General features: G+C 43.9%; 17 protein-coding genes and 2 pseudogenes. 16 read left to right on the forward strand and 3 right to left on the reverse strand.

The window, feature by feature from the left end:
- Position 1 precedes the first annotated feature (1 nt).
- The 14 genes from gmd to GM173_RS12365 are packed head-to-tail and all read left to right on the forward strand — an operon-like array spanning position 2 to position 15,223.
- Entirely contained in the window at positions 2-1,126 is a 1,125-nt protein-coding gene (gene gmd, locus GM173_RS12300; protein ID WP_203571674.1) for a GDP-mannose 4,6-dehydratase, read from the forward strand.
- 35 nt (positions 1,127-1,161) lie between these two features.
- A complete protein-coding gene (locus GM173_RS12305) occupies positions 1,162-1,611 on the forward strand; it encodes a serine O-acetyltransferase (protein ID WP_203571675.1) in 450 nt (149 codons plus the stop codon).
- Position 1,612: 1 nt separating this feature from the next.
- Positions 1,613-2,581 (forward strand): GDP-L-fucose synthase family protein, encoded by a 969-nt coding sequence (locus GM173_RS12310; protein ID WP_203571676.1) that lies wholly within the window; start codon positions 1,613-1,615, stop codon positions 2,579-2,581.
- A 42-nt stretch (positions 2,582-2,623) separates the two neighbouring features.
- A complete protein-coding gene (locus GM173_RS12315) occupies positions 2,624-3,946 on the forward strand; it encodes a lipopolysaccharide biosynthesis protein (RefSeq protein WP_203571677.1) in 1,323 nt (440 codons plus the stop codon).
- Positions 3,947-3,986: 40 nt separating this feature from the next.
- A complete protein-coding gene (locus GM173_RS12320; RefSeq protein ID WP_203571678.1) occupies positions 3,987-5,264 on the forward strand; it encodes an O-antigen ligase family protein in 1,278 nt (425 codons plus the stop codon).
- Positions 5,257-6,375 carry a glycosyltransferase gene (locus tag GM173_RS12325; RefSeq protein WP_203571679.1) on the forward strand — a complete coding sequence of 373 codons (1,119 nt, stop codon included), beginning with the start codon at positions 5,257-5,259 and terminating at the stop codon, positions 6,373-6,375. The genes GM173_RS12320 and GM173_RS12325 overlap by 8 nt, the downstream gene beginning before the upstream one ends.
- Positions 6,341-7,687: a cellulase family glycosylhydrolase gene (locus tag GM173_RS12330; RefSeq protein ID WP_203571680.1), complete on the forward strand. Its 1,347-nt coding sequence runs from the start codon at positions 6,341-6,343 to the stop codon at positions 7,685-7,687. Before GM173_RS12325 ends, GM173_RS12330 begins: the two co-directional genes overlap by 35 nt.
- Entirely contained in the window at positions 7,684-8,802 is a 1,119-nt protein-coding gene (locus GM173_RS12335) for a glycosyltransferase family 4 protein (protein WP_203571681.1), read from the forward strand. The genes GM173_RS12330 and GM173_RS12335 overlap by 4 nt, the downstream gene beginning before the upstream one ends.
- Positions 8,799-9,974, forward strand: coding sequence for a glycosyltransferase family 4 protein (locus tag GM173_RS12340; RefSeq protein WP_203571682.1), 1,176 nt, complete (start codon positions 8,799-8,801; stop codon positions 9,972-9,974). The genes GM173_RS12335 and GM173_RS12340 overlap by 4 nt, the downstream gene beginning before the upstream one ends.
- Positions 9,974-10,729 (forward strand): WecB/TagA/CpsF family glycosyltransferase, encoded by a 756-nt coding sequence (locus GM173_RS12345; protein ID WP_203571683.1) that lies wholly within the window; start codon positions 9,974-9,976, stop codon positions 10,727-10,729. Before GM173_RS12340 ends, GM173_RS12345 begins: the two co-directional genes overlap by 1 nt.
- A gap of 19 nt (positions 10,730-10,748) precedes the next feature.
- A complete protein-coding gene (locus GM173_RS12350; RefSeq protein ID WP_203571684.1) occupies positions 10,749-11,915 on the forward strand; it encodes a nucleotide sugar dehydrogenase in 1,167 nt (388 codons plus the stop codon).
- Positions 11,916-11,945: 30 nt separating this feature from the next.
- On the forward strand, positions 11,946-13,376 hold the full coding sequence (locus GM173_RS12355) for a mannose-1-phosphate guanylyltransferase/mannose-6-phosphate isomerase (RefSeq protein WP_203571685.1): 1,431 nt from the start codon (positions 11,946-11,948) through the stop codon (positions 13,374-13,376).
- A complete protein-coding gene (locus GM173_RS12360; protein ID WP_203571686.1) occupies positions 13,376-13,855 on the forward strand; it encodes a GDP-mannose mannosyl hydrolase in 480 nt (159 codons plus the stop codon). Before GM173_RS12355 ends, GM173_RS12360 begins: the two co-directional genes overlap by 1 nt.
- A gap of 9 nt (positions 13,856-13,864) precedes the next feature.
- Entirely contained in the window at positions 13,865-15,223 is a 1,359-nt protein-coding gene (locus tag GM173_RS12365) for a phosphohexomutase domain-containing protein (RefSeq protein WP_203571687.1), read from the forward strand.
- A 68-nt stretch (positions 15,224-15,291) separates the two neighbouring features.
- Here GM173_RS12365 and GM173_RS12370 read toward each other — a convergent pair.
- From GM173_RS12370 to htpG, 3 genes and pseudogenes are all read right to left on the reverse strand, one after another.
- Positions 15,292-15,768: pseudogene (locus GM173_RS12370) on the reverse strand (FxDxF family PEP-CTERM protein); the annotation flags it as partial.
- Between the two features lie 296 nt (positions 15,769-16,064).
- Positions 16,065-16,166 (reverse strand): annotated as a pseudogene (locus tag GM173_RS16420) (PEP-CTERM sorting domain-containing protein); the annotation flags it as partial.
- A gap of 726 nt (positions 16,167-16,892) precedes the next feature.
- Complete coding sequence (htpG, locus tag GM173_RS12380; protein WP_203571690.1) at positions 16,893-18,788, reverse strand: molecular chaperone HtpG; 1,896 nt, start codon at positions 18,786-18,788, stop codon at positions 16,893-16,895.
- A gap of 250 nt (positions 18,789-19,038) precedes the next feature.
- Here htpG and GM173_RS12385 point away from each other — a divergent pair, with 250 nt between their 5' ends.
- Together GM173_RS12385 and GM173_RS12390 are read left to right on the forward strand one after the other, a co-directional pair.
- Complete coding sequence (locus GM173_RS12385; protein ID WP_203571691.1) at positions 19,039-19,836, forward strand: ParA family protein; 798 nt, start codon at positions 19,039-19,041, stop codon at positions 19,834-19,836.
- Positions 19,837-19,844: 8 nt separating this feature from the next.
- Positions 19,845-20,464 (forward strand): response regulator transcription factor (locus GM173_RS12390; protein ID WP_203571692.1); only part of this gene is annotated, 620 nt, incomplete at its 3' end.

Raw genomic sequence — 20,464 nt, forward strand, 5'->3', positions numbered from 1 at the left:
ATTGAATAACAAAGTAGCTTTAATTACCGGTGTAACAGGCCAAGATGGCTCATATCTAGCAGAGTTTCTATTAGAAAAAGGCTATGAAGTTCATGGTATTAAACGTCGCGCATCATCGTTTAATACCCAGCGTGTCGATCATATTTATGAAGACCCACACAATGCCAACCCAAAATTCAAACTTCATTACGGTGATTTAACTGACACATCTAATTTGACTCGCATTTTGCAAGAAGTGCAGCCGGATGAAGTCTATAACCTGGGCGCACAATCACATGTGGCAGTGAGCTTTGAAGCGCCAGAATACACTGCAGATGTAGATGCAATGGGAACATTGCGTTTGCTGGAGGCGATCCGCTTTTTGGGTCTAGAAAAGAAAACGCGTTTTTATCAAGCATCGACTTCTGAGTTGTATGGCTTGGTGCAAGAAATCCCACAAAAAGAAACCACGCCATTTCACCCACGTAGCCCGTATGCCGTAGCGAAGATGTACGCCTATTGGATCACCGTAAATTACCGCGAGGCGTATGGCATGTACGCTTGTAATGGTATTTTGTTTAATCACGAATCACCACGCCGTGGAGAAACGTTTGTTACCCGCAAAATCACTCGTGGTATCGCTAATATTTCCCAAGGCCTCGAACAATGCCTCTACATGGGTAATATCGATTCATTACGCGATTGGGGCCACGCCAAAGATTACGTGCGCATGCAATGGATGATGTTGCAGCAAAATCAGCCGGATGATTTCGTCATTGCGACTGGGGTGCAGTATAGCGTTCGCCAGTTTATTCAATGGTCGGCCGAGCACCTAGGCGTTGAAATTGAATTCACAGGCACGGGTGTGGATGAGATTGGCACGGTAACGCGCATTACGGGCGACAACGCACCAGCTCTCAAAGTAGGTGATGTGGTAGTTCGTATTGACCCACGCTATTTCCGCCCTGCCGAAGTAGAAACACTACTCGGCGATCCAAGCAAAGCCAAAGCTGTATTGGGTTGGACGCCAGAAATCACCACCCAAGAAATGTGCGCCGAAATGGTCGCTTATGACTTGCAGCAAGCCAAGCAGCACGCGCTATTGAAAAAGAATGGCTACGATGTCTCGGTAGCTACCGAACGCTAACCAGAGAAAGCCGGCGTAAGCCGGCTTAATATTCTATGAAAATTATTTCTACAGAAGAATTTAATAGCTACAGAACAGCTAAATTGGGTTTGGTAAACAGAGTTATTAATTTTACATTCCAATATATACCTGTTTTAAATGTATTAATTAAGTACTTGCTACATTTAGATTTACCAAGGACTAATCTGAATGGACTTAGGCTAGGACATCCCTTTGGTATTGTTATTAATCCAGGTTGTAGTTTGGGAAAAAATATCACTATTTTCCAAGGCGTGACTTTAGGAAGTAAGCGGACTGGTTCGCACGCAGGTGCTCCGATAATAGCTGATAATGTGATTGTATTTCCTAATTCAGTAATTATTGGTCGTATAAGTATTGGCAAAAATGCTGTAATAGGCGCAGGTTCAATTGTAGTTAGTGATGTCCCTGATTTTGCAGTTGTTGCAGGCAATCCTGCTGTAGTAATTGGAATGCAAGGTAAATAAAATGACATATTTTAATAAAGATGCTCGTATTTATGTAGCAGGTCACCGTGGCATGGTGGGGGGGGCTATTGTGCGCGAGCTCAACAAGCTTGGCTTTCACAATATTGTGACCCGTACTCACGCTGAGCTAGATTTAACCAATCAAGCTGCCGTGAATGAATTTTTTGCCAGCGAAAAACCTACCCACGTGTTTTTGGCTGCAGCCAAAGTGGGCGGGATTCATGCTAATAATGTCTATCGCGGTGAATTTATTTACCAGAATCTAATGATTCAAAATAATGTAATTCACTCTGCCTACCAGTATGGTGTGGATCGCTTAATGTTTTTGGGGTCTAGCTGCATATACCCTAAAGAGTGCCCGCAACCGATCAAAGAAGAGTACCTACTCACCGGCCCATTAGAGCAAACCAATCAACCGTATGCGTTAGCCAAAATTGCTGGCATTGAAATGTGCTGGAGTTACAACCGCCAATACGGCACCAAATACATCGCTGTAATGCCAACTAATTTATACGGCCCTGGCGATAACTATCACCCAGAAAATAGCCATGTGATTCCTGCGCTAATCCGCAAAGCGCATGAAGCCAAAATCAGTGGCGCTACCGAGATGATGGTATGGGGCAGCGGTACGCCGCGCCGTGAATTCTTGTACTGCGAAGACATGGCCGCCGCCTGCGTTTACCTAGCTAATCTTCCGGCAGAACAGTACGCAACGCTACTAAACGACCAACAGCCACCACTGGTGAATATCGGCGTGGGTGAAGACATGACCATCCGTGAATTAGCGCAAACAATTTGTGATGTGGTTGGCTTTGAGGGCGAGTTGGTATTTGATGCGAGCAAGCCTGATGGCACGATGCGCAAGCTACAGGATGTGAGTAAATTGCATGCGATGGGTTGGAAGGCAAATACAGATTTCGTTTCTGGTTTAGCAACTGCGTATCAAGAATTTCAAAAGCACACCGCATGAAAAAATTAGGTAACTTAAACGCACCAATTAGAAGTGGTTTAAATGATTAAGAAATTATCCAATGGTTTTTTCATTGGAAATACCGCCCAGGCCGGTTTGCAGTTTCTAATGATTCCACTTCTAGTTAGTGAGCTCGGTGCGGTTGAATATGGCCGTTGGGGACTTTTAGAACCTATTATTTTTATTTTTGCATTGATTGCGCAGTTTGGTTGCAACTGGGGAATGATAAAACTCGTTAATCAAGATGGCGTTTCGGTTAATGTCGCATTACGGTTAAGTTTTAAACAAGTTGTCTTTCCATTGTTATTTTCAGCGTTAGCTGCAGCAATTTGGGCTTGGTTTTATTTTCCTAATACGATTATTTTTTTAATTTTCCCATTGGTTATTGCTGTAGAAACTTGTTTAGGATTAGGCTTAGCTGCGGCACGTTCATCATTAAATAGCGGAGCTTATGCCCTCGCTATATTGATTAAATTTGGCCTACTAGCAGCGTTTGCTAGTTTAAATAAAATATTAGTCAATCCTTGGGTGAGTACAGCAGAGCAATTTCTATCTGTTTATTTGATATGTACTGGTTTTTCGGCAATTGCGGCTGTGTTAAGTATTATTTATCAAACTAGAAAAACAAATTCAACTTCTCTTGATGGTTTAAATATAAGCAAATTGGCGGATAGCTCCAGGGTATATGGCCTCCCTTTGCTATTTTCAAGTTTACTAGTTGCAGTAATGAATAATGCAGATCGTTTTCTTGTGTCTGGATTGCTTGATCCTAAGACACTTGGTATTTATGTAATAGCGTTAAAGCTTGCTGGTGCCTTGAATTTTCTAATCACACCGATTGCACTTTGGTGGCCAACCGCGCGATTTCAGCATTTAAAAGATGATGACCTAGGTCAGGCATTTTTCTCAGATATGGCGATCAAATTTGTTGCCGGTTTTTCCATAGCTGGTTCATTACTATGGCTTTTATCACCATTTCTGATTCCTTATTTTGCGGCAGGTATTCAAATTGATTCGCTTGTTTTATGCTTTCTTATTATGGCGGTAGTCATACGTGCTATAGAGCCAAGTTTAAATATTGGCTTATTGCAAGAAGGGAAGACACACTTACTTGTTTATGTCACTGGATTTTTCGCGATCTTTCAAGTGGTAATAGGTTATATCTTTGTGCTTCAATTTGGTGTTTTAGGCGCGGCTGGATCGTTTATGGTGTCATCACTGTTGAGTGTATTGACCTTACATTGTTGGTCTCAAAAGATTATTAGATTTAATTTTCCATATGTAAAAATGTTGACTTGGATTGGTTCCGTTTGCTTGGCAACTTTTTTTGTGCATCGATTTTTAATTTCAATCTATTCATCGTGAAATCTGGTGATATTCTTATTTTTTCTATAGATATAGCGAGATGATTTTAGCAATGACTCCAAAAAGCAAAGCATCTTTTTTAAATTATTTCTTAGTTACTGCTATGTTTTTTATGGCGGTTGACTTGCGCGTTTTCTCGGGATTTTCTGGGTTTGTAAGTTTTACAGTTCTTGAATTGCTGATATACGTAGGTTGTGCGTATATTTTTTTATCGCTCGTTGCAAATCCTTATTCTTATTGGCAAAGGATTAAAAATTCTTTACAAGCTGCTCGTCCATTAATTATTTTTCTAGTTTTTGCAACTATTGCGACATTTCTTGCTCTGCTCAGCGGTAGGATCGATGGCTTACAGTTATTTAAAGATTTATTACCTTCAATACTTTTAGCATTGATTCTGGTGTTTGCTGTCGATGATATAAATCAACTTAAAAAATTAACCATAATTTTTGTGTTAGTTGGTTTTGTTAGTGCATTGCTTGGCGTTTCTCAAGGACTTCTTGGTGGCCCATATCCTTTTCCGGTTGATATTTCATCTCTAGGTAAAATGGGTTTGGATGGTAAAGTTCTTACCGGTAATGTTGCAATTGGATTTTTTAGACATCCAAATGGTTTAGGTGTTTATTTAGTCCCCATTTTTGTTGGTTTTTTTGTAGCATTATTTAGTGATTTAACGGTAGTTAAAAAAATATTTTGTTTTTTTTCTTTGCTGTTAGTTTGTATTGTTTTTTATTATGCTCAGGTTAAAGGGGCTTTTGCTTGGAGTTTGATTGGCGGTTTAAGTGGATTGGCGATTTTAAAATTTGGCGATAAATTATCTATTTGGATTTTAGCTCTTTTCCCTGGTATTATTTTTATTATTGTTTATGCTTCATTGACCTCTAATGAGCAAACGTTATCAACAATGCAAACTCGATACCAGTTATGGCAAGCTGCAATGTATGTTTTTTCTAGATTTGATCTTAATTTTTTTGTTGGATCTTTGAGAGAGGAAATGTATACAGCAACAAATTATTTCACCATGGGGCGGTTTCCTTACCCAAATGCACATAATGCCTATTTGAATATTGTTATAAATTATGGTGTTTTAGCATTATTGGCATATGTGTTTATGATTGTTCATGTGGTAAAGTCTTGCCCGTCAATTTCGCCAAATATGTCTATATACAATGCTGCATATAAAGGTGCTTTTTTGGGGTTGTTAGGGCAGAACTTTTTTGAACCTACTGCAGAGGGGGTTTTGGTGCAATCACAGTTTTATATATTGGTTGCTGCTATTTTGATAGTTAAGAAATTACAAAAGGTCAAGAGCCATGGGTAAGAATGTATTGGTTTTTCGAATGGTAATGCCTTTTAAGTCTGAGGTCTTTATTAGAGAGCAGGCTGGTAATATGTCTAATTTTCAAGTTAGCTATATTTGTCGTGATCTAATTGGAGATTTTGGTGGTACTGTTTGTTCTATTCCTGCAGAGAAAAAAACTCAGCGCTATCTGTTCACACTTTTAAGACAATCTTTGCTATTAAAACGCTTCTCTGAAAAAAAACAGGCTAGCATTATTCATGCTCATTTTTTACCTGATGCGGTAATGATATTGCCGATTGCAAAGCAACTAGGCTTGCCACTAATTGCCACTAGTCATGGGTTTGATTCGCAAATGAGTCGTTGTTCACAATTAAAAACATTAAAGCCTACAAACATTCAATTTCTATTGCATGAGCAATCATTATATCGTGAAGCAACTTCATTTATTGCTGTCTCTAATTTTATTCGCGGGAAAATGATTGATCGCGGCGTAGCTCCTGAGAAAATATATACACACTATATTGGTGTGGACACAAAGAAGTTTAATTTGTGTGATATTGAAGGGCGATTTGTTTTAAATGTATCACGTCATGTCAAGTGGAAAGGTATTGATGTTTTATTACGCGCTTTTGCTAAAACACCACAAGATTGGAAATTAATTCAGATTGGTGCCGGCCCTGAAACGGAGGCTTTGCAGCAATTGACGAAAGAATTAAATATTCAAGATCGAGTTCAGTGGCTGGGTGCACAAGATCATTCTGAGGTGATCCGATTAATGCGTGAGTGTGCTGTTTACGTGCAGGCTAGTTTACCTGATAGTAATGGCCAAACAGAAGGTTTTGGAATGGTATTGTTGGAAGCTGCGGCATCAGGAGTTCCCGTTATTGCTAGTCGTAGCGGTGGTATGCCTGAAGCGATGGTAGAAAATGAAACTGGTTTTCTTTTTGAGCCGGGCGATGCTGAAGAATTATCATTAAAACTAAATCATATGCTGGCATTAGACACTTATTCACGCCGTGCAATAGGGCTTGCAGGTCGTCATTTTGCCGAAACATTAGATATTCGTAGCCAAGCGATTAAACTTGAGAAAATATATGATGAAACAATTAGTAAATTTAAGTCACGCTAAATGGATGGCCATACTGGCTATTTTAATCTCATTTGCCGTTGTTTTTTCTATTGCTGCTAGTAATGATCCATTGGATTTAGCAAAGACAAATGCTTCGTCATTGGTCCCTATGCCAAAAATTACAATTCCTCCACGTGCTACAAAGTTAGTAAGTGCTGAGAGCTTTGGTATTCATATTCACCGCCCTAAATTAAATGAACCCTGGCCATTAAAAGGAGCTGGCAGTTGGCGTTTATGGGATGTTTATTTGGGGTGGCGAGATATACAACCTAAAATGGGCGTGTTTGTATTTTCCAAGCTTGATTCGATTGTAGCCTATGCAAATAAAAATAATATTAAATTAGTTTTACCACTTGGAAATACACCGCAATGGGCATCTGCTCGACCGCAGGAAACTTGTGCATACGGATTAGGTTGTGCAGCAGAGCCGAGTAATATGATGTTCTGGCGTTTGTATGTTCGCACGATTGCAAATCGATATGCGGGTAAAATTTTTGAGTATGAATTATTGAATGAAGTGAATTTAAAGCCTTTTTGGTCCGGTGATATGAGCAAATTGTTAGAAATGCAAAAAATTGCTTATGAGGAAATTAAGGCAGTAAATCCAAATAATATTCTAATTGGTCCTAGCATGACTGGTAACGCCGAAGCTGAGTTATCAAAATGGGATGCATATTTAGCTTCGGGGGCAACACAGTATATGGATGTCGCTTCTTATCATTTATATGTTCCGAAAAGTAACCCAGAAACGGCTTATGGACTTACTGAACGTTTATTTTCTATCATGCAACAAAATGGTATTGCTAATAAGCCATTATTTAATACCGAATCAGGCTGGTTAATTAAAAACATGCAAGGTCCTGAAATTCCAACTTCCTATTCTGCAGAATGGTTACGTTTGGATCAGGATTTAGCAATGGCTTATGTTGTGCGTGCACAGGTATTAGCTTTCACCCAAGGTATTCAGCGTTATTATTGGTATTCATTAGATCATACAAATATGGGTTTAATAGAGCCGCTATCATTTAATAAAAAAGCAGCAGGATTTGCTTATAATACGTTGGCGTCTCAGTTAGTTGCTACACAGCCAATGGGTTGTGATTTATCACGTCTACCTATATGGGTTTGTACTTTTAAGATGCAATCAGGAAAAAATAAATATTTGGTTTGGTCTACTTCAGATGCTAAGTCCAATTTTGATTTTTCATTTATTGCGCCTCTGTCAAAACGTATTGATTTTCCTCTTGGTGTTGAGGAGGATTTACGAGGTAATACGTTGTTAATCGGCCAAGTTCCGGTGATTTTGCAATGAAGAATGTTCTTGTTATTCAGCGTCGTATGACTCATTATCGGATCAAACTTTTTGACCTGATGCGTGAAAATTTAGTATCTCAAGGTGTCGTTCTTGGTGTTGTTTATGGGCAGGCAGCACAGTCAGAGTTATCCAAAAGAGATTCTGCAGAACTTTCATGGGGTACATTTGCAAAAAATAAATATTTATTAGAAGGTCGATTGTGCTGGCAATCGATTGGTATGCATATAGCAAAAAGTGATTTAGTCATTGTTACTCAGGAAAATAAATTATTGAGTAATTATCCTCTTTTGTTGGGTCGTCGGCACTACAAACTCGCTTTTTGGGGGCATGGCGGTAACTTGCAAGCCGCCAATCCGAACAGCTTAAAAGAGCGTTTTAAGCGCTGGACCACCAATCAAGTGGATTGGTGGTTTGCTTATACCCAAATGAGCGTGGGTTTGGTGCAGCAATGTGGTTTTCCGACAGAGCGCATTACTGATTTAGAAAATGCCGTTGATACGACTGAATTGCTTGAGCAGCAGTCGACCATTTCATCCACTGAGATCGATCAATTAAAGCAGAACTTGGGCATTAATCATGGTCAGGTTGGCTTATATCTTGGCTCTTTGTATGAAGAAAAACGTTTAGATTTTCTTTTTGCCGCCGCGCAACGCTTGAAACAGCAAGTTCCACATTTTCATCTGGTGATTGTGGGTGATGGTCCGATGCGCCCCGAGGTCGAGGTCTTTTGCGCGGCACACCCTGACTGGTGCCACTATGTTGGCATTCAAAAAGGGCGCGACAAAATGCTTTATTTATCGTTGGCAAATGTGGTGCTCAATCCAGGTTTAGTGGGATTAGGCATTCTAGACTCCTTCGTTGCTGGCGTACCCATGGCAACGACTGATTGCGGTTTGCACTCACCCGAGGTGGCCTATTTAGAAAATGGCGTGAATGGTGTTATGACGGCCAATACCTTGGAGGCCTATGTGGCTGCGGTTACCCGTATTCTGAGTGATGAGCAATATGCTAGCCAATTGAAACAAAGTGCCAAAGCGGCTGCGGCACATTACACCATTGAGAATATGGCCAATAATTTCTGTGCGGGCATTTTGCAGGCGTTAAAATCATGAGTTTACTACGCGTTTTAGTCGTGCATAACGCCTATCAGCACCGCGGCGGTGAGGATTCGGTGGTTGATACCGAAATCGCGATGTTGCGCAGCCGAGGCCATGAAGTCGCCCTCTATCAGCGGCATAATGATGATGTAGCTGGCATGAGCAAAATTGAGTTAGTGCGGAGTACGTTCTGGTCACCCAAGACTTTGGATGATATTGCTTTGCAAGTACGTGATTTTCGCCCTGATGTGATTCATGTACACAATACTTTCCCCTTGATATCTCCATCGGTTTATCAAGCTGCGCACTTGGCGCGTATTCCTGTGATACAGACTTTGCATAATTTTCGCTTGCTGTGCCCGCAAGCGATGTTTTTGCGTGATGGCAAAGTATGCGAAGACTGTTTGGGTAAATCGCCGTGGCGAGCTGTAACTCGCCGCTGTTATCGTGGCTCTGTGGCGCAGTCTGGGGTATTGGCTGGTATGCTTGTATTTAACAGGTTTAGAGGTGTATACGTAAATAAAGTTTCTAAGTACATTACTTTGAGTTCATTTGCAAAAGCTAAATTCGTCCATGGTGGCTTGCCTGCGAGTCGCTTTGTCATTAAACCCAATTTTGTGCCTGATTTGGCTGTGCCTGATTACAGTTCACCACGCAATAGTTTGTTATTTGTTGGGCGTTTGTCCGAAGAAAAAGGATTATCTGTTTTAGCGCAAGCATTTAATGCCAAGACGCATGGTGTTTTGCGAGTTGCAGGTACGGGTACTGAATCAGCACAGATTGAAGGTTTGGCTGGTGTTGAAATGCTAGGGGCTTTGAAACCGCTCGAAGTGCGTGCTCAGATGGATAGCTCCCTTGCCTTGGTTTTGCCAAGTATTTGCTACGAAAACATGCCGATGACTTTGCTTGAGGCGTATGCGGCTGGATTGCCAGTGATTGGTAGCCGCTTGGGCGCTTTGGTCGATTTAATTGAGGATGGTGTCACGGGCTTGTTGTTTGAGCCAAGTGATCCGGTTGATTTACAGGCCAAGCTCACTTGGGCGGTGCAAAACCCAGAGGCCATGCTGCAAATGGGAAAAAATGCGCGCTCGCTGTATTTAGAAAAATACACGCCCGAACAAAACTACGCGCAATTAATTAAAATTTATCAAACTGCAATTGATGAGAAAAAAGGTGCTTTAGCATAATGCGTCAAACAGCCAATGTAATCGGTGCACCGATTGATGTAATTACTTTTGAACGTGCGATTGAGCGTATTTCAGCTTGGTCTCTGGCACGTGAATCCCGCTATGTGTGTATTACTAATGTTCATTCGGTTGTCACAGGCGGGCAGGATAATGATTTTGCTGAAGTTTTAGCGCAGGCCGATATGTGTACCCCTGATGGTGCACCTGTGGCTTGGTTGATGCGCCAGCAAGGCCACGCAGAGCAAGAGCGAGTGAATGGGCCAGATTTGATGTGGCAGTACTGCGCGCATGCAGAGCAAACAGGTGAGTCGTTTTTTCTATTTGGTGGTGAGCAAAAGACACTGGATATTTTGCAGGTGAAATTAGCCAAAGAATTTCCTCGCTTAAAGATCGTCGGTGCGATTTCACCTCCGTTTCGTGCGTTGACCGCGCAAGAAGATGCCGCAATTGTCGAGCAAATTAATGCTTCGGGTGCTGGTGTGGTCTGGGTGAGCTTGGGTTGCCCAAAACAAGAAAAATGGATGGCCGCACATCGCGGCCGAATTCAGGCCGTAATGGTTGGGGTCGGTGCTGCATTTGACTACCACGCTGGCACGATTGTTCGTGCGCCGTTGTGGATGCAGAAAAACGGCTTGGAATGGTTGCATCGTTTATGTAGCGAGCCACGCCGCTTGTGGAAGCGGTATTTAGTGACCAATACGCTGTTTGTCGTGAAAGCGGCCAAGCAGATGAATTCAGTTAAACGACATAAATAATTACTCGACGGGTGTTTGAATGAAAATTGCAATCGCAGGTACTGGTTATGTAGGTCTTTCTAATGCCATTTTGTTAGCACAGCACAATACAGTGGTCGCACTGGATATTGATCAAGCGAAGGTTGATTTGATTAATGAAAAGAAAAGCCCAATTGTCGATACTGAGATTGAGCATTATCTGGCCAATAAACGTCTGAATTTGATTGCTAGCACAGATAAAGCGTTTGCATATGCGGATGCTGATTTTGTCGTAATTGCAACGCCGACTGATTATGATGTGGAAACGAATTATTTTAATACTAGTTCAGTTGAGTCGGTGATTCGTGATGTGCTGCAATATGCTCCGAATGCAACGATGATTATCAAATCAACAGTACCGGTAGGCTTTACCGCTCGGATGCGTAAAGAATTCGGCGTTCAAAATATCATTTTCTCGCCTGAGTTTTTGCGCGAGGGTAAGGCACTTTACGATAATCTACACCCTTCACGTATTGTGGTGGGTGATCAATCAGCAGCAGCAATTCAGTTTGCGCAATTGCTGCAGCAAGGCGCAATCAAACGGTATGTACCAGTATTGCATACTGAATCGACGGAAGCAGAGGCGATTAAATTATTTGCCAATACGTATCTAGCGATGCGGGTGGCGTATTTTAATGAATTAGATAGTTATGCGATTAGTCATGGCTTAGATACACGCCAAATTATCGAAGGGATTGGCCTCGATCCACGAATTGGCGATCATTACAATAATCCGTCATTTGGTTATGGTGGATATTGCCTACCCAAAGATACCAAGCAGTTATTGGCAAATTATCAAGAAGTGCCTAATAACATTATCCGCGCGATTGTGGACTCCAATACCACGCGTAAAGATTTTATTGCAAGTGAGATTTTGAAAAAAAACCCTCATGTAGTGGGTATTTATCGTCTAGTGATGAAAGCCGACTCTGATAATTTCCGTGCATCTGCGATTCAAGGAATTATGAAGCGCCTGAAAGCAAAAGGCATTGAAGTTATTATCTTTGAGCCTGCGATGAAAGAGACTGAGTTTTTTAATTCGAAGGTTTACACCGATTTGGCTGAATTTAAAGCTTGTTCCGATATTATTGTTTCTAATCGCTTGGCCGATGAGCTTGATGATGTCAAAAGCAAAGTATTTACACGCGACTTATACGGGCGTGATTAATTATTAATTCTATTTTTGGATAATTTTTTAATGACTATTACCCCTGTAATTTTGTGTGGTGGCTCTGGCACACGCATGTGGCCTTTATCTCGCGGTGGCTACCCAAAGCAGTTTCTTAATTTATACGGCGATGAAAGTCTGTTGCAGCAAACAGCGACGCGCCTCAAGGGCTTGCCTGATGTGGCTGCGCCGCTGCTGATTAGTAATAATGAGCAGCGTTTTTTGGTGGCAGAGCAATTGCGCGCGGTGGGCGTGGCCAAGGCAAAGATTGTCCTTGAGCCTGTCGGCCGCAATACTGCACCTGCGGTGGCTGCGGCGGCAGTGATTGCATTAGAAAATAATCCTGATGCATTGCTTATGGTGTTGCCATCCGATCATGTGATCACGCAGGGTGAGGTATTTCAGGATTTGGTATTGCAGGCTGCAAGCGTAGCTGCGCAAGGCAAATTGGTTACTTTTGGGATTGCACCCACAGAGCCTAATACGGGGTATGGCTATATACGCCGTGGTGGGCAATTGCCAGCTAGCAATACATCGTTTGACGTTGCTGCCTTTGTTGAAAAGCCAAATGCCGAACGCGCAGCAGAGTTTTTGGCGACCGGTGAATATTATTGGAATAGCGGTATGTTTATGTTCCGCGCGGATGTGTATTTGGCTGAGCTGGCTAAGTTCCAACCGAAAATGCTAGAGCAGGTGAAATTAGCCGTTGCTGCTTCAACGCGTGATTTGGATTTTGTGCGTTTGGATACCGATGCGTTTAGTGCTTGCCCATCTGATTCTATCGATTATGCGGTCATGGAGCAAACTGAGCATGCGGCAGTGATTGAGGCTGCTGGTTTGGGCTGGAACGATATCGGTTCTTGGGCAGCGCTGGCCGAGGTATCTGCAGCCGATGAAAATGGCAATAACCTCGTTGGCGATGTGATGGTTGAAGGCGTGAGCAATAGCTATATCCGCAGTGAAAACCGCATGATTGCGGCGCTCGGCGTAGATAATCTCGTGATTGTTGAAACGGCCGATGCGATTTTGGTGGCACATAAAGACCGCGTACAAGATGTCAAAACGATTGTGAATCGCTTGCAAGCGGCAGGGCGCAGTGAATCCGTTACGCATCGTAAAGTGTATCGCCCTTGGGGTAGTTATGAAGGCATCGATTCGGGCGCGCGATTCCAAGTGAAGCGGATTATCGTCAATCCTGGTGCTTCTCTGAGTTTGCAAATGCATTACCACCGCGCGGAGCATTGGATTGTGGTGAGTGGTACGGCGCGGGTCGTCAATGGCGATCAAAATCTGTTGCTGTGCGAAAATCAGTCGACCTACATTCCAATCGGCGCAACGCATCGCTTGGAAAATCCGGGCAAATTCCCACTGGAAATGATCGAAGTACAATCGGGTAGCTATTTGGGCGAAGACGATATTGTGCGTTTTGAAGATACTTATGGTCGAGTAGGTACAAAGTAATGTCGCAGCTACCCTTTGCCGATTTTATGCATGTGGTTCAGCATGCGCCGCTGGTGTCGATTGATCTGATTATTGAAAATGAATCGGGGGAAGTTTTACTTGGTTTTCGGCGGAATGAGCCCGCGGGTGGTTTTTGGTTTGTGCCTGGCGGGCGAGTGCTGAAAAACGAACGACTTGATGCTGCATTTCAGCGACTCACTCAGGTGGAATTGGGTATCGCTTTGACTCGTAATCAGGCTGAATGGTTGGGTGTTTACGAACATTTTTATGATACGAATGCGGGTCGGCAAGATGGGTTTGGCACGCACTATGTTGTATTGGCTTATCGCCTGCGGCTTACTGCAGATCAATTGCGGCTGCCGATGGGTGAGCAACATGATGAATATCGTTGGCAAGCCCCGGCTGCAATCTTATGTGATGACAGTGTTCACTATCATTCTCGTTCTTATTTTGAATCTCACAATGAATCAACGAGTTAACCATAAATCATGACAAAATTATCTTGTTTCAAAGCCTATGACATTCGGGGCCAGCTTGGTACTGAATTGAACGAAGACATTGCTTACCGCATTGGCCGTGCCTATGGCGAATTCCTCAAACCGAAACGCATGGTGGTCGGTGGTGATGTTCGACTGACTTCTGAATCGCTCAAAATGGCGTTGGCTAATGGCTTGATGGATTCGGGCTGCGATGTGGTCGACATTGGCATGACGGGTACGGAAGAAGTCTATTTCGCGGCCTTCCATTTGGATGTGGATGGCGGTATCGAGGTAACGGCTAGCCATAATCCGATGGATTACAACGGCATGAAATTGGTCAAGCGTGGCGCGGTGCCAATTAGTGGCGATACCGGCTTGCGTGATATTCAGCGCCTTGCCGAAGAAAATCAGTTTCCAGCCGTTGTTCAACGCGGTACGCTGAGCCAGCAGTCGATTCTGGCCGATTACGTGCAGCATTTGCTGGGCTACATCGACATCGCCCAACTTAAGCCGATGAAAATTGTGCTGAATGCGGGAAATGGTGCAGCAGGCCATGTGGTCGATGCGCTTGAAGCGCAATTTGCTGCAGCGAATGTGCCAGTGCAGTTCATCAAAGTTCACAACGAAGCCGACGGTACATTCCCGAATGGCATCCCTAATCCATTATTGCCAGAAAACCGTGCCGATACCGCCGATGCTGTGAAAGCGCATGGTGCTGATTTGGGTATTGCTTGGGACGGTGATTTTGATCGCTGTTTCTTGTTTGATGAGGCTGGCGAGTTCATCGAGGGGTATTACATCGTAGGTCTTTTAGCAAAAGCTTTCCTCGCGCATACGCCAAGTTCAAAAATCATCCACGACCCTCGTTTGACTTGGAATACGATCGATATGGTTGAGCAAGCAGGTGGTATTGCCATCCAAAGTAAAACCGGCCATGCCTTTATTAAAGAGCGCATGCGAAAAGAAGATGCAGTATACGGCGGCGAAATGAGCGCGCATCATTACTTCCGTGATTTTGCTTATTGCGATAGCGGTATGATTCCGTGGCTGCTGGTGATTGATTTAATGAGCCGTAGCGGGCAGAAACTCTCAGCAATGGTGAGCGAGCGAATTGCCGCATTCCCATCATCGGGTGAAATCAATCGTGTGGTGCCGGATGCGAAAGCAGCCATTTCCAAAGTTCGTGCAGCGTATGAATCGCAAGCGCAGTCTGTCGATGAAACTGATGGTGTGAGTATGGATTTTGGTACTTGGCGCTTTAATCTGCGCAGTAGTAATACTGAGCCAGTTATTCGTTTGAATGTGGAAAGCCGGGCGGATATTCAGTTAATGCAGTTACAAACGACCGCGATTTTAGCCTTGCTCTAATTGGATTTAGTTTAGTCGTAAAAAAGCCCCAAGCGTGTTCTTGGGGCTTTTATATGCTTGGATGCTAATTATTTAGTAGCTTTCATTTTGCGGCGGCGTGCTGCGAGAAGCCCTACCAAGCCCATGCCCATTAATGCATAAGTTTCTGGCTCTGGTACTGCAGCTACGGTGTAATTTAAATCACCACGGAAATCGGTTGACAAGCCATCAATACGGAATTTGTAGTTTTTATTGCTAGCAAATGTATCACCGCTGAATAAAAAGCTGCCAGTGCTTGAATTAAAGGTTTGAGTATCACCTACTTTAGATTTGCCATTTAGCAATGTCAATTTCAGGGAATTGATCGTGCCAGTATTCTTTTTGGCTGGATCAGCGAAGAAGCTAAAAAGAATAGGTGAATTGTCATTTACTTTGAATGTAAAAGAATCAAAAGTCCAAGAGTTACCCAGCTTAGTGATTTTCTCACCAAAGGTAATTGATGAGCCATTCGTAAAAGTCACATTTTTGATCGCGGCTTGGCTGGCTACAGCGCTAAAGCCGATTACTGCGGCTACGGCTAAGTGTTTGATGTTCATGTTGTGTATCCTATATCATTAATTACTAATTTAGAAAGTATTTTAGTTTTGGCGATTCTAACTGAGATTCGCCCGTATTTAAAGCTTTAAATTCAATATCTTGTGAATTTATTGCCAGATTCTGATTCTTGCCTTGATTGATTGCATTCGTATTAAATTGGTGATTTGTCTGCAATGCGTGTCTTTTTGGTTCGCCATTAAAAAATGCCAAGGCTTGCTTGGCATTTTTGGTTTAAATCGGTCTATCTCTCGCGTTGGCTGGCTGATTATTTAGCCATTTTGCGGCGGCGCGCAGCTAATAGACCGATTAAGCCCATGCCCATGAGAGCGTAGGTTTCAGGTTCTGGAACTGGGGCTACTGTGGCAGAAATCGTACCGTTAAAGCCAGGGTTCGCAAATACATATTGACTGCTGTATTCGAAACTAGCGTCTTTAATTGCTGAGAAGGTATAGCTACTAGTCCATGATTGTTTTGCTACGTTTTTGTCAGTGTCATTAAAAATATCTTTTGGGCTAGAAGTCCAGCCCCATGGTGTACCAGTGTAATTTGTTTGTTTTAAAAAAACATGAGCATTAATCAAGTTGCCTGAGTTAATTGCACCTAAAACGGTAAAGGTAATTTTATAGATGCCAGTAGCTCCAGCACTGAAAGTGCCAGAATTGACTTGATTGAATGAGCTGCTTAGATTGCTTGTGTATAAGTTGAGCGCTTGATTATTTACAATTGCTGCTTGGCTGATTGCTGCGGTGGCGGTGAGTGCGATGGCTGCTGCGATGTGCGTCAATTTCATGGTGATGCTCCAAGAAAGTTTTAAATTAGTATGTATTAATATTCTAAATCATTGATTGTTAACACTTATTTGTTAGTGACTCGATGATATTGGCATATGGCTTTGATGTCAAACAAAGTTTGGTAAGTAGGTGTAAATTAAAAAAAGCTTAATCGTCACTTTTGTGTAATATTTTGATCTTCAGTTTCTGTTTGGTTTTTTACGGTTTGCTTGGATGTAAAAAACGGCGCATGCGCCGTTTTTTTCTAGGTATTTGTATCTAGTCATTATTAGATAATTGGCTAGAAGCCTATGCATTTAGTTCTACATCGCTAGCATCAAACCATTCAGGCGTTTGACGAATGAGGCTGGGTCTTCGAGTTGACCGCCTTCAGCAAGGAGCGCTTGATCAAAGATCAGGTGCGTCCAGTCGCCAAATTTGTCGCTGCTCGACTCTGCTTTGAGCTTGCTCACTAATGGATGTGTTGGGTTTACTTCCAAGATCGGTTTGCTGCCTTTGACGTCTTGACCCGCTGATTTGAGTAGACGCTCTAGGTTGGCGCTCATGTCTTGGTTTTCTACCACCAAGCAAGCAGGGCTGTCGGTCAGGCGGTGCGTGACGCGGATGTCTTTGACTGAGTCGCCGAGTACGCCTTTCATTTGCTCAAGGATGTCTTTAAGCTCGGTTGCGGCGGCTTCTTGCTCTTTTTTCTCTGCTTCGTCGGTGAATTGGTCTAGGTTCAATTCGCCTTTGGCGACCGATTGCAGTTTTTTGCCTTCAAATTCAGTCAGGCCGCTAAACGCCCATTCGTCGACGCGGTCAGAGAGCAACAAGACTTCGATGCCTTTTTTGCGGAAGACTTCGAGGTGCGGGCTGTTTTTTGCGGCGGCATATGAATCAGCTGTAATAAAGTAGATTTGTTCTTGACCTTCTTTCATGCGGCCAACGTAGTCTTTCAGCGATACGGTTTGCTCAGCAGAGTCGTTATGTGTCGATGCAAAACGGCATAGCGCAGCGATGCGTTCTTTGTTGGTGAAGTCCTCCCCAACGCCTTCTTTGAGTACTTTGCCAAATTCAGTCCAGAAGGTGGTGTATTTGGCTTGATCAGCCGCTTCGTCTGAATTGGCTAGGCTTTCTAGCAAGCCTAATACTTTTTTCACGCAGCCTTGTTTGATTTGTTCAATGTCTTTGCTGTGCTGCAAGATTTCGCGTGATACGTTGAGTGGCAAATCGCTAGAGTCAATCACGCCGCGGATAAAGCGCAGGTATTGTGGCAGCAATTTTTCGCTGTCTTCCATGATAAAGACGCGGCGCACGTAGAGTTTCACACCATGACGGCGTTCGCGGTCGTACAAATCAAATGGGGCGCGTTTCGGGATGTAGAGCAGCTCGGTGTATTCTTGGCGGCCTTCGACTTTGGCGTGGCTCCACGCGAGTGGCTCGTCGTAATCATGGGCGACGTGTTTGTAGAACTCGGTGTATTGCTCGTCAGAAATTTCTGATTTGCTGCGCGTCCAAAGCGCATTGGCTTGGTTGACGGTCTCGTAACCTTCGGCCGGTTTGATCGAGCCGTCTTCGTTGTAGCCAGCTTGGGCTGGCATCAAGATCGGCAGTGTGATGTGATCCGAGTATTTGCGGATGATGCTGCGCAAGCGCCAATCGCTAAGGAATTCTTCTTCGCCGTCTTTCAGGTGCAAGACGATACTGGTACCGCGCGTTGGTTTTTCAACACTTTCAAGCGTGAATTCACCGTCACCGTGTGATTCCCATTGGGTGGCGGTTTCTTCGCCCGCGCGGCGCGTGGTCAGGGTGACTTTATCGGCAATGATAAAGGCGGAATAAAAGCCCACGCCGAATTGGCCGATTAAGTGCGCGTCTTTTTGTGCATCACCAGAGAGTTGGCTAAAAAATTCTTTGGTGCCTGAGCGGGCAATCGTACCGATATTTTTGATCACTTCATCACGGCTCATGCCGATACCATTGTCGGATATCGTGATGGTTTTCGCTTCCGCATCAAAATCAACGTGGATTTTGAGTTCTGGATCGTTGCCGAACAGGCCGTCGTTGTTGACGGCTTCAAAACGCAGTTTGTCGCAGGCGTCCGACGCGTTGGATACGAGTTCACGCAGGAAAATCTCTTTGTTGGAGTACAAAGAATGAATCATCAATTGCAAGAGTTGTTTGACTTCGGCTTGAAAGCCTAATGTTTCTTTCGACATGGGCGAATAGCTTCCTGTGAGTTGAAGAAAAATAGATAGCTGCTAAATGGGGTCGCATTGCCCAGCTTCAAGTCATCTAGTCGCAAGCGACTGGAGTGGACTGGCGAGGTTTGCCGAATATTGCACATTCGCGTGTCGGCGATTGCGGCGCGTCGTAAAAGACGCAGATTTTCCTTTGCCAACACAAGATTACATCAGCCGCAATCAAGGCGGTGGTATAGTGCTGGCAGCACAATAAGCGGGGCAGGGCATGTTACGACGAGTGGTGTTTAATCAAAAAGGCGGTGTCGGTAAATCAACAATTACGGTGAATTTAGCCGCCGTGGCGGCTGCGCAAGGCAAGCGAGTCTTGATTATTGATTTAGATCCGCAGGGTAATAGCAGTCATTATGTATTGGGAGATGCGGCGCAGACTGCGGCACCGACTTTGTACGAGTTTTTTGATCAGGTGCTTAATTACTCTTTATACGCCAAAGGACCTGCTGAATTTGTCCACGCCACGCGGTTCCCTAATTTATTTATTATGCCCGCGCATCCGGGCATTGCTGAGCAGCAAGTCAAACTGGAATCCAGATATAAAATTTATAAATTGCGCGAAACGCTCGATGAGCTGACTGGGCAATTTGATGAGGTGTATATTGATACGCCGCCGGCGCTCAATTTCTTTACTTTGTCGGCGCTGATTGCCGCGACAGGTTGCTTGATTCCGTTTGATTGCGATACATTTTCGCGCGATGCGTTGTTGGGTCTGATTGCGCGAGTTGAAGAAATCCGCCAAGACCATAATGGTCAGCTCAAAATCGAAGGGATTGTGGTCAATCAATTTCAGCCACGCGCGAGTTTGCCGCAGCGTTTGGTGCAAGAGCTGGAAGCACAGGGCCTGCCAGTGTTGCACTCGCGTTTGTCGAGCTCGGTCAAGGTGCGTGAATCGCATGATCAAGCCGCACCATTGATCGCGCTGGATGCCAAGCATAAATTGGCGCTTGAATTTAGCAGTTTATACAATGAGCTTTCAGGTAAAGTGTTGGCTGCAATGAATGAGGCTTAGGAGTGGCTATGGACGGAAAAAATCGGGTACTGATCGTTGATGATGAGCCATTTAACTTAGAGATCTTGTCTGAGCATTTGGCTGATGCGGGTTATGAAACGGTCACTGCCGATGATGGCGAAGCCGCTTGGGAAATCCTGCAGCACGACGAAGCTGGCTTTGCGACCATTCTGCTCGATCGGATGATGCCGCGTATGGACGGCATGCAAGTATTGGCCAAGCTCAAGCAACACCCTGATTTTCAGCATATTCCTGTGATTATGCAAACCGCCGTCGGCGCGGCTGAAAATGTGCGTGAAGGTTTGGCTGCCGGTGCGTATTACTATTTGATCAAGCCGTTTCAGCGTGAAATGCTGTTGGCCATTGTGGCGGCAGCGGTTGGCTTTCATGAAGATCGTCAGCAGCTTGAAGCCCAAATCGCGATGCATGCTGACTCTTATCGTTTGCTGGTGCATGGCGAGTTCCATTTTCGTACCCTTGATGAAGCACGCCAGCTCACCTTGATGTTGTCACGCGCTTGTCCAGAGCCACAACGAGTGGCGATGGGTTTATCGGAATTATTAATCAATGCGATTGAGCATGGCAATTTGGCGATTAGTTATGCCGAGAAATCCAAACTCTTGCAAGC

This window comes from Deefgea chitinilytica, from assembly GCF_016881405.1.
Lineage (GTDB): Bacteria > Pseudomonadota > Gammaproteobacteria > Burkholderiales > Chitinibacteraceae > Deefgea > Deefgea chitinilytica.

What these genes read in the sequence shown, in the direction of transcription:
- GM173_RS12355 (WP_203571685.1), top strand. Translation starts at nt 11,946, where the DNA reads ATGACTATTACCCCTGTAATTTTGTGTGGTGGCTCTGGCACACGCATG.
- GM173_RS12360 (WP_203571686.1), top strand. Translation starts at nt 13,376, where the DNA reads ATGTCGCAGCTACCCTTTGCCGATTTTATGCATGTGGTTCAGCATGCG.
- GM173_RS12340 (WP_203571682.1), top strand. Translation starts at nt 8,799, where the DNA reads ATGAGTTTACTACGCGTTTTAGTCGTGCATAACGCCTATCAGCACCGC.
- GM173_RS12335 (WP_203571681.1), top strand. Translation starts at nt 7,684, where the DNA reads ATGAAGAATGTTCTTGTTATTCAGCGTCGTATGACTCATTATCGGATC.
- GM173_RS12330 (WP_203571680.1), top strand. Translation starts at nt 6,341, where the DNA reads ATGATGAAACAATTAGTAAATTTAAGTCACGCTAAATGGATGGCCATA.
- htpG (WP_203571690.1), bottom strand. Translation starts at nt 18,788, where the DNA reads ATGTCGAAAGAAACATTAGGCTTTCAAGCCGAAGTCAAACAACTCTTG.
- GM173_RS12385 (WP_203571691.1), top strand. Translation starts at nt 19,039, where the DNA reads ATGTTACGACGAGTGGTGTTTAATCAAAAAGGCGGTGTCGGTAAATCA.
- GM173_RS12310 (WP_203571676.1), top strand. Translation starts at nt 1,613, where the DNA reads ATGACATATTTTAATAAAGATGCTCGTATTTATGTAGCAGGTCACCGT.
- GM173_RS12345 (WP_203571683.1), top strand. Translation starts at nt 9,974, where the DNA reads ATGCGTCAAACAGCCAATGTAATCGGTGCACCGATTGATGTAATTACT.
- GM173_RS12315 (WP_203571677.1), top strand. Translation starts at nt 2,624, where the DNA reads ATGATTAAGAAATTATCCAATGGTTTTTTCATTGGAAATACCGCCCAG.
- GM173_RS12320 (WP_203571678.1), top strand. Translation starts at nt 3,987, where the DNA reads ATGATTTTAGCAATGACTCCAAAAAGCAAAGCATCTTTTTTAAATTAT.
- GM173_RS12350 (WP_203571684.1), top strand. Translation starts at nt 10,749, where the DNA reads ATGAAAATTGCAATCGCAGGTACTGGTTATGTAGGTCTTTCTAATGCC.
- GM173_RS12305 (WP_203571675.1), top strand. Translation starts at nt 1,162, where the DNA reads ATGAAAATTATTTCTACAGAAGAATTTAATAGCTACAGAACAGCTAAA.
- GM173_RS12365 (WP_203571687.1), top strand. Translation starts at nt 13,865, where the DNA reads ATGACAAAATTATCTTGTTTCAAAGCCTATGACATTCGGGGCCAGCTT.
- GM173_RS12325 (WP_203571679.1), top strand. Translation starts at nt 5,257, where the DNA reads ATGGGTAAGAATGTATTGGTTTTTCGAATGGTAATGCCTTTTAAGTCT.